Below are 6,468 nucleotides of genomic sequence, written 5' to 3'. Positions count from 1 at the left end.
GCGGCCAGTGGTTCTTGCCGTTGATGATGATCATGTCCTTGGCGCGGCCGACGATGAACAGGTATCCGCGTTCATCAACGTAACCCATGTCGCCAGTGTCCAGCCAGCCATCGACCATGCAGGCGTCCGTTGCTTCGGCATCGCGGAAATAGGAGTGCATGACCGACGAACCACGGCACCACACCTTGCCGATGTGGTGGTGCGACAGATGATTGCCGCTTTCGCCGCGGATCGCCACTTCCATGCCGCGTACCGGAACGCCACAGTTCACCATCGCGCGGTAACGGGCAGGGCGGGAAAGATCGCGTGGCGTGCCCGAAAGGCGCTCTTCCTCAACCAGTTCGACGCGGATGCCTTCGCCCGGAGGCATGATGGTGACGGCAAGCGTAGCTTCGGCAAGGCCATAGCTGGGCAGAAAGGCTTCGGCCTTGAAACCGGCATCGGCAAAGGCGTTGACGAAGTTCTGCATCACGTCGGGCCGGATCATGTCGGCTCCGTTGCCCGCCACGCGCCAGCGTGAAAGGTCAAACCGGTCTGACACATGGCTCTGGCTGGAAATGCGGCGGGCGCAGATGTCGTAACCAAAGGTTGGCGAATACGAGAGCGTGGTGCCTTGATTGCGGCTGATCAGATCAAGCCATGCAAGCGGGCGACGTGCGAAATCCTCGGTCTTGAGGAAATCGACCGATACGCTGTTCGCGATGGGCGACAGGAAGCAGCCGACAAGACCCATGTCATGATACCACGGCAACCACGACACGGCGCGGTCCGGGTTGTCGATCTTCATGCCGTGCGAATGGCCGGCAAGGTTTGCCAGAAGCGCACGATGGGTGACCGCTACGCCATGCGGGAAGCGGGTGGAGCCGCTGGAATACTGGAGGTAGCTGATAGCATCAGGATCGGGCGTGGGCAGGGCATCGGTGCTTTCAGCGCCCGCGTGGAATTCTTCCCACGAAAGGCCAGCACAACCCTGCCGTGTGGCGGCTGCACCTGCCATCTCGGCAATTTCGCCGGGATAAACGAGCATCTTCGGATCGGAACTGGAAAGCTGTACGGCCAATTGGTCGATATAGCTTTCCTTGCCGCCAAAGCTGGTCGGCAATGGCAGCGGCACCGGCCACGCGCCCGCATACATCGCACCGCAGAAGATGGCGGCGAAATCGGCACCGGTTTCGGCCACCAGTGCTACGCGATCACCAGGCGCAACGCCCAGCGCCACCAGCTTGCGCGCGGCCACCAATGCATCTTCGCGCAGTTCGGAATAGGGATAGGCCCGCGCCAGATTGCCGCGCGGATCATGGAAATTGAAGCCGAGCACACCCTTTGCCGCGTAATCCAGCGCGTCGCAAAAGGTGTCGAAGTCCGCATAGCGACGTGGCTGCACGTCGACATTGGGTGTGGAAACGAGAGTCGCCTTGTCAGCAACGGCGCTCGAAACGGTCATGCGATACCCCGATTGTTCTCTTCTATCGTCCTGCAAGCCCATTCTGCGACCGCAGGTGAATGGCCCATGACTGCTCCGTGACAGGAAAACAACGACCAATCCGGTACAGTCACGGTACGGACGTTCTCATTTAGCGGCGACTGTGGCACGAATGTGGCGGATGGATCACAATTCCCCAGATGTGCCCGGTGAAGACATGGGGCGTCGTCGTGGCCAACCTCGCGAACGACACGCGCCCAGACCACTGAACCGGCAAAAGCTTGACGAACTGGCGCTGTCCTATGTTGCGCGCTTTGCGACAAGCGCAGGCAAACTGTCGGATTATCTGCGGCGCAAGTTGCGCGAACGGGGCTGGGAAGGGGATGCGGAGCCAGACATTGCCGCGATCGTCAGCCGGTTCACAGACCTTGGCTACATCGATGATGCCGTGTTCGCACGCGGTAAGGCGCAAGGCTTGTTGCGGCGGGGTTATGGTGCGCGGCGGATTGATCAGGCGCTGGGCGCGGCGGGTATTGCCGAACCCCTGCGCGAAGAATCGGGTGGGACCGAAATGGAGCGCAGGCGCGCTGCGCTGATCATGGCGCGCAAGCGGCGCTTTGGCCCGTTTGGCGTGAGGGAAGAAGGGGCAAGGCTTGACCCGGCAGTGCGTGAAAAGCAGGTCGCGGCCATGCTGCGTGCCGGTCACCCCCTTGCACTCGCGCGCGAGGTGGTGAATGCCGTGTCGCAGCAAGCCTTGGAAGAATGGATCGATGAAGCAGGCGACTAAGACTCTCGCACTGGCCGCGCTGGCCCTCATTGCTGGTTGTTCGCCTGGCGCGGCCGATGCCGGGACGAAAGCACCCGCAGCAGCCGTCACCGCGTCGATCCATCCGATTTCTGGGTTGAAGGTCGGCCCTGTCACGATCACGACCGGCAGCAAACGCCGTACTTTCAAGGCAGAAGTCGCGCGGACCTCTGCGGAGCAGGCCAAGGGCCTCATGTTTCGCACCCGCTTGGCCGATGATGAAGGCATGATCTTCCTGCGCAATCCGCCCGATCGGGCATCGTTCTGGATGCGCAACACGGTGATCCCGCTGGACCTGATCTTCGTCGGGCTGGATCGGCGGATCATCAATATTGCCGCCAATGCGGTGCCTTATGATGAAACGCCACTGATATCCGGTGGGCCGACGCTGGCGGTGTTTGAAATAAACGGCGGTCTGGCGGCAAAGCTGGGCATCCAGCCGGGCGACAAGGTGGAATGGTAATCGACATGTCAAAGCGCGCAGGCGCATCAACGCGCTTGCCGACTCCCCATATCAGCGGCTAAGCGCCCCCCAATATTTAAGGCAGGCACCATGAGCATCCTCGGCAAGATCTTCACCTGGTGGGACGGCGCCACCTTCGGCACCATGCTCGACAGCGCGCTCAAGGGCGAGCAGGTCGGCACCGACGCGCAGGGCAATACCTATTATCGCGCAAAGAAGCCCTATCCCAAGGGCCACCCCTTTGCCGGACGCGAACGGCGCTGGGTGATCTACAACGGTTCGAACGACGCCAGCCGCGTGCCGTCTGAATGGCATGGCTGGCTCCACGGCTCGTTCGACGGCGTGCCGGAAAGCAATCTGCCGCCGCCGCGCATTTGGGAAGCCGAATACACGCCCAATGCTACCGGCACCGTCACGGCCTATCGCCCTCAGGGCGCGCTTGAACGCGGGGGCAAGCGTGCCGCGGCTACGGGCGATTACGAAGCGTGGGCACCGGAAGCCTGATGCCTTCTGCTGCATCGACGGCATGGCGCGCTCTCGCAGTTGCGAGCGTGCTGGCGCTTGCCGGATGCGGTGAAAAGTCGGCTCCGCCCCCGCCTGAGGCGGTGGAAACAGGTATGCCGACCGTGGCGTCGTCCGGCCCCGCGGTGGAAAGCGACTTCGGCACCCCGATCAAGGATCGCGTGGCAACGCTGGGCTTCCTCAACAAGCGCAACAATATCACGCAGGATGTGGTGCTGAAGAGCGGCGAATCGCGCCGGATCGGCAATGCCATCGTTAAACTCGCGACATGCGAAAAGACCGCTCCGTGGGAAGACCCGCCCGAAACTGGCGCTTTCGTCCAGTTGTTCGTGGAAGAGCGGGCCACCACCGATCAGCCGCTGGCATGGCGCAAGGTCTTCTCTGGATGGCTGTTCCGCAATTCGCCCTCACTCAACGTGGTTGAGCATCCCGTCTATGACGTTTGGGTGAAAGACTGCGCGATGAGCTTCCCGGGCGAAGAGGCGCCGATCGAATCGGAACGCAAGGCGGCAAACCCGGCTGGTAGGCCCAGCACGGCAGCTTCACCCGCGCCTACGGCAAGCCCATCGCCAACTTCTTCTGCCAGCGCGCGCGCCGAACCCAATTCTCCTGCCGAATAGGGCCGCTGCGCTGCTGATAGCAGCTGCAGATACTGACTTTGCGGAATTTCCACCGCGCCCAGCGAGGCAAGATGCGCAGTGGTGAACTGGCAATCGAGCAGTTCTGCCCCGATTCGGCGCATTGATGCCACGAGCCAGGCGAGTGCGACCTTGGACGCATCGGCCTCCCGGCTGAACATCGATTCGCCGCAGAACACCCGCGCAAATCCAACGCCGTATAGACCGCCCACCAGCCGCCCTTCGCGCCAGCATTCGATGGAATGAGCATGGCCATGTTCGTACAGGCCGATGTAGCTGTCGCGAATGCGCGCGCTGATCCAGCTTTCCTCGGCCCCGGCGCGCGGTGCAGCGCAGGCATCGATCACCGCCTCGAAAGCTGCGTTGCAGGTTACCGTAAAACGTCCCCGCCGCAGCGTGCGCGCCAGCGAATGCGAAAGATGGAAGCCGTCCAACGGCAGAATCGCCCGCATTCTCGGCTCTACCCAGAAAACTTCGGGATCGTCGCGGCTATCGGCCATCGGGAAAATCCCGGCACGATAAGCCTTGAGCAAAAGCTCTGGGGGGATAGCGTGGGGATCGTTTCTGGCCATAATGTGCAAGAATGTGTTTCGGTCGGTTGCATCCCCCGCGTCAACCCTCTAAGGGCGCGTCGAGCACAGGAGTGTAGCTCAGTTGGTAGAGCATCGGTCTCCAAAACCGAGGGCCGTGGGTTCGAGTCCCTCCACTCCTGCCACCTCCCCGCGAAAGCTAAGGTTTTCGGGGGTTTGAGGTTGGGTTAGCCATATTTCGAACGATGTCGTTAGCCAGATTTGAAAACGACTCTTCTTGTTCATCGAACAATCATGCGACTTTATAAAAAACGGGGCGGAACGCCTTGGCGCCCGCCCCGAGTCTCGTCTCATGCGTCTGGTTCGCTTGAGAACTCTTTCAGCCTATGCCGCACTTGCTGACAACGCCAGAACAGTTTGACAGGCGTTCCGCAGCTTTGCGACCATTTCGGCAAAGTATGCTCTGATCAGGGATCAATTTCCGAGCAAGCCGCCAGCAGCACGTCCGGTCAGCCCGCCGCCAAGCGATCCTGCTGCGCCAGCACCGGTCGCGCCGATCTGTCCACCGACCGCGCCTCTGCCGGAAACTGCCGAGTCCAGTGAGTCAGAGTTTGCGACGCTATCGAGCTTGCGATCCGCTCCGCGTGTCACGCGTTCGGTAGTACGTGCGGCACGATCTGCAGTCGCATCAGCCTTCTGCTTCGCGCGGTCGGCGGTTGCTTCGGCCTGGCGCTCGGCTCGCTCCGCAGCGCGAGTATCCGCGCGTGTTTCGTTGCGCGTTTGCGCCGTACTCGAAACCTCGCCACCGATACCCTTTTCAGGTATAGTTTGCTGTGTTTGCGCTGTTCCGCTCACAGTACCACCGAGTCCGGTGTTGGCATTCGCAGAGCCGTTTCCAACTGACGCCTGCGTGTCGGCCTGTGCCGATCCGCCTGCAGAAACCTGCCCGCTCTGTGCGTGTGCGGTGCCCGCCAAGGCGAGTGCGGCGAGGGGGAGAACAATGCGTTTCATATTCGCTTCCTTTCAGCGGGTTTTGACCCGAATTTTCCTTCAGGCTCAAAACTCGTCTGTAATGCGCATGGTTCCGGCAGAAGCGGCGGCTTGTCCGAATGGCGGGGCGACCCATCGTTTGCCTCGCACTTGCCAATTCCCGGCATCACGACTAGATGGGGGCAACTTCCGACATCGGAAAATCGCCAGCCCCTCCCGGACATGTCCGGGGCGGCGATGTCCCCTAGGCGGAAGAAACGAGTTCAACGCGGCGCAAGTCGCAGCAAGCAAGGCGTTCGAGCAATGGCCAAGACCAGCCCCGGCGAATTCTTCAACCAGGTAAAGGCAGAAGCGCGCAAGGTCGTCTGGCCGACCCGTCAGGAAACCACGACCACCGCGATCTTCGTCGGCATCATGATGCTGCTGCTCGCCGTGTTCTTCCTCGGGATTGACTCGCTGTTCGGCATGGCGGTCAAGTTCCTGCTGTCGCTCGCCTGATCAAAATCTACAGGACCTGAGAGAACAAGATATGGCCCGCTGGTACATCATTCACGCCTATTCCGGTTTCGAGAACAAGGTGAAGGAAGCGATCATTTCCGAAGCCGAGCGCATCGGTCTTTCGCAGCTTGTCGAAGCGGTCGAGGTTCCGACCGAAACCGTCACCGAAGTGAAGCGGGGCAAGAAGGTTCAGGTCGAACGCAAGTTCATGCCCGGCTACGTTCTCGCCAAGCTGGCGATGAACGACGACATCTACCACCTCGTCAAGAATACGCCGAAGGTCACCGGCTTCCTCGGCACCAACAACAAGCCGCAGCCGATTTCGGACAAGGAAGCTGCGCGCTACTTTGGCGCGCGTGAACAGGCTGCAGCCGAACCGCGCAAGAACGTGGCTGTCGATTACGAGATCGGCGATTCGGTCAAGGTCAACGCAGGCCCGTTCGCATCGTTCAACGGCGTGGTCGAGGAACTGGACTTCGACAAGAGCCGCGTGAAGGTTTCGGTCTCGATCTTCGGGCGCGCAACGCCGGTGGAACTGGGCTTCGAGGAAGTCGAGCTGGTTCGCGGCTGATCCGCCATAGGGTTACAGGCAAGACTTG

The 6,468-nt window shown here is 61.2% G+C and carries 8 protein-coding genes, 1 tRNA gene and 1 pseudogene; 7 read left to right on the top strand and 3 right to left on the bottom strand.

The window, feature by feature from the left end; genetic code table 11:
* Positions 1-1,444 (bottom strand): fatty acyl-AMP ligase (locus ACOVQ0_RS08155; protein WP_421882665.1); only part of this gene is annotated, 1,444 nt, incomplete at its 3' end.
* A 160-nt stretch (positions 1,445-1,604) separates the two neighbouring features.
* Between ACOVQ0_RS08155 and ACOVQ0_RS08150 the strand changes: the two genes are divergently transcribed.
* The 4 genes and pseudogenes from ACOVQ0_RS08150 to ACOVQ0_RS08135 all read left to right on the top strand — a co-directional run.
* Entirely contained in the window at positions 1,605-2,210 is a 606-nt protein-coding gene (locus ACOVQ0_RS08150; RefSeq protein ID WP_421882662.1) for a regulatory protein RecX, read from the top strand.
* Positions 2,194-2,691, top strand: coding sequence for a DUF192 domain-containing protein (locus ACOVQ0_RS08145; protein ID WP_421882659.1), 498 nt, complete (start codon positions 2,194-2,196; stop codon positions 2,689-2,691). The genes ACOVQ0_RS08150 and ACOVQ0_RS08145 overlap by 17 nt, the downstream gene beginning before the upstream one ends.
* 90 nt (positions 2,692-2,781) lie before the next feature.
* Entirely contained in the window at positions 2,782-3,195 is a 414-nt protein-coding gene (locus ACOVQ0_RS08140; protein ID WP_421882657.1) for an NADH:ubiquinone oxidoreductase subunit NDUFA12, read from the top strand.
* Positions 3,195-3,611 (top strand): annotated as a pseudogene (locus tag ACOVQ0_RS08135) (DUF2155 domain-containing protein); the annotation flags it as partial. The gene ACOVQ0_RS08140 and the pseudogene ACOVQ0_RS08135, both read left to right, overlap by 1 nt.
* 35 nt (positions 3,612-3,646) lie before the next feature.
* On the opposite strand, the gene aat reads toward ACOVQ0_RS08135, so the two are convergent.
* Positions 3,647-4,423, bottom strand: coding sequence for a leucyl/phenylalanyl-tRNA--protein transferase (aat, locus tag ACOVQ0_RS08130; protein ID WP_421882654.1), 777 nt, complete (start codon positions 4,421-4,423; stop codon positions 3,647-3,649).
* Between the two features lie 67 nt (positions 4,424-4,490).
* On the opposite strand from aat, the gene ACOVQ0_RS08125 reads away from it, so the two are divergent.
* Positions 4,491-4,566: transfer RNA gene (locus tag ACOVQ0_RS08125), tRNA-Trp, on the top strand.
* A gap of 289 nt (positions 4,567-4,855) precedes the next feature.
* On the opposite strand, the gene ACOVQ0_RS08120 is transcribed toward ACOVQ0_RS08125, so the two are convergent.
* Positions 4,856-5,392 carry a hypothetical protein gene (locus ACOVQ0_RS08120; protein WP_421882651.1) on the bottom strand — a complete coding sequence of 179 codons (537 nt, stop codon included), beginning with the start codon at positions 5,390-5,392 and terminating at the stop codon, positions 4,856-4,858.
* A 282-nt stretch (positions 5,393-5,674) separates the two neighbouring features.
* Between ACOVQ0_RS08120 and secE the strand changes: the two genes are divergently transcribed.
* Together secE and nusG are read left to right on the top strand one after the other, a co-directional pair.
* On the top strand, positions 5,675-5,869 hold the full coding sequence (gene secE, locus ACOVQ0_RS08115; protein WP_168854078.1) for a preprotein translocase subunit SecE: 195 nt from the start codon (positions 5,675-5,677) through the stop codon (positions 5,867-5,869).
* A 31-nt stretch (positions 5,870-5,900) separates the two neighbouring features.
* Entirely contained in the window at positions 5,901-6,440 is a 540-nt protein-coding gene (gene nusG / locus ACOVQ0_RS08110) for a transcription termination/antitermination protein NusG (RefSeq protein WP_168854079.1), read from the top strand.
* Positions 6,441-6,468: the final 28 nt, after the last annotated feature.

This window comes from Novosphingobium sp. (assembly GCF_049240505.1).
In the GTDB taxonomy this organism is placed as follows: Bacteria; Pseudomonadota; Alphaproteobacteria; order Sphingomonadales; family Sphingomonadaceae; genus Novosphingobium.
Note: the sequence above shows the minus strand (reverse complement) of the source record. Positions and strands in the feature narration are given on the sequence as shown.

Excerpts from the sequence above, each read along its gene's own strand:
- ACOVQ0_RS08150 (WP_421882662.1), top strand. The coding sequence starts at position 1,605 with ATGGATCACAATTCCCCAGATGTGCCCGGTGAAGACATGGGGCGTCGT.
- ACOVQ0_RS08145 (WP_421882659.1), top strand. The coding sequence starts at position 2,194 with ATGAAGCAGGCGACTAAGACTCTCGCACTGGCCGCGCTGGCCCTCATT.
- ACOVQ0_RS08140 (WP_421882657.1), top strand. The coding sequence starts at position 2,782 with ATGAGCATCCTCGGCAAGATCTTCACCTGGTGGGACGGCGCCACCTTC.
- aat (WP_421882654.1), bottom strand. The coding sequence starts at position 4,423 with ATGGCCAGAAACGATCCCCACGCTATCCCCCCAGAGCTTTTGCTCAAG.
- ACOVQ0_RS08120 (WP_421882651.1), bottom strand. The coding sequence starts at position 5,392 with ATGAAACGCATTGTTCTCCCCCTCGCCGCACTCGCCTTGGCGGGCACC.
- secE (WP_168854078.1), top strand. The coding sequence starts at position 5,675 with ATGGCCAAGACCAGCCCCGGCGAATTCTTCAACCAGGTAAAGGCAGAA.
- nusG (WP_168854079.1), top strand. The coding sequence starts at position 5,901 with ATGGCCCGCTGGTACATCATTCACGCCTATTCCGGTTTCGAGAACAAG.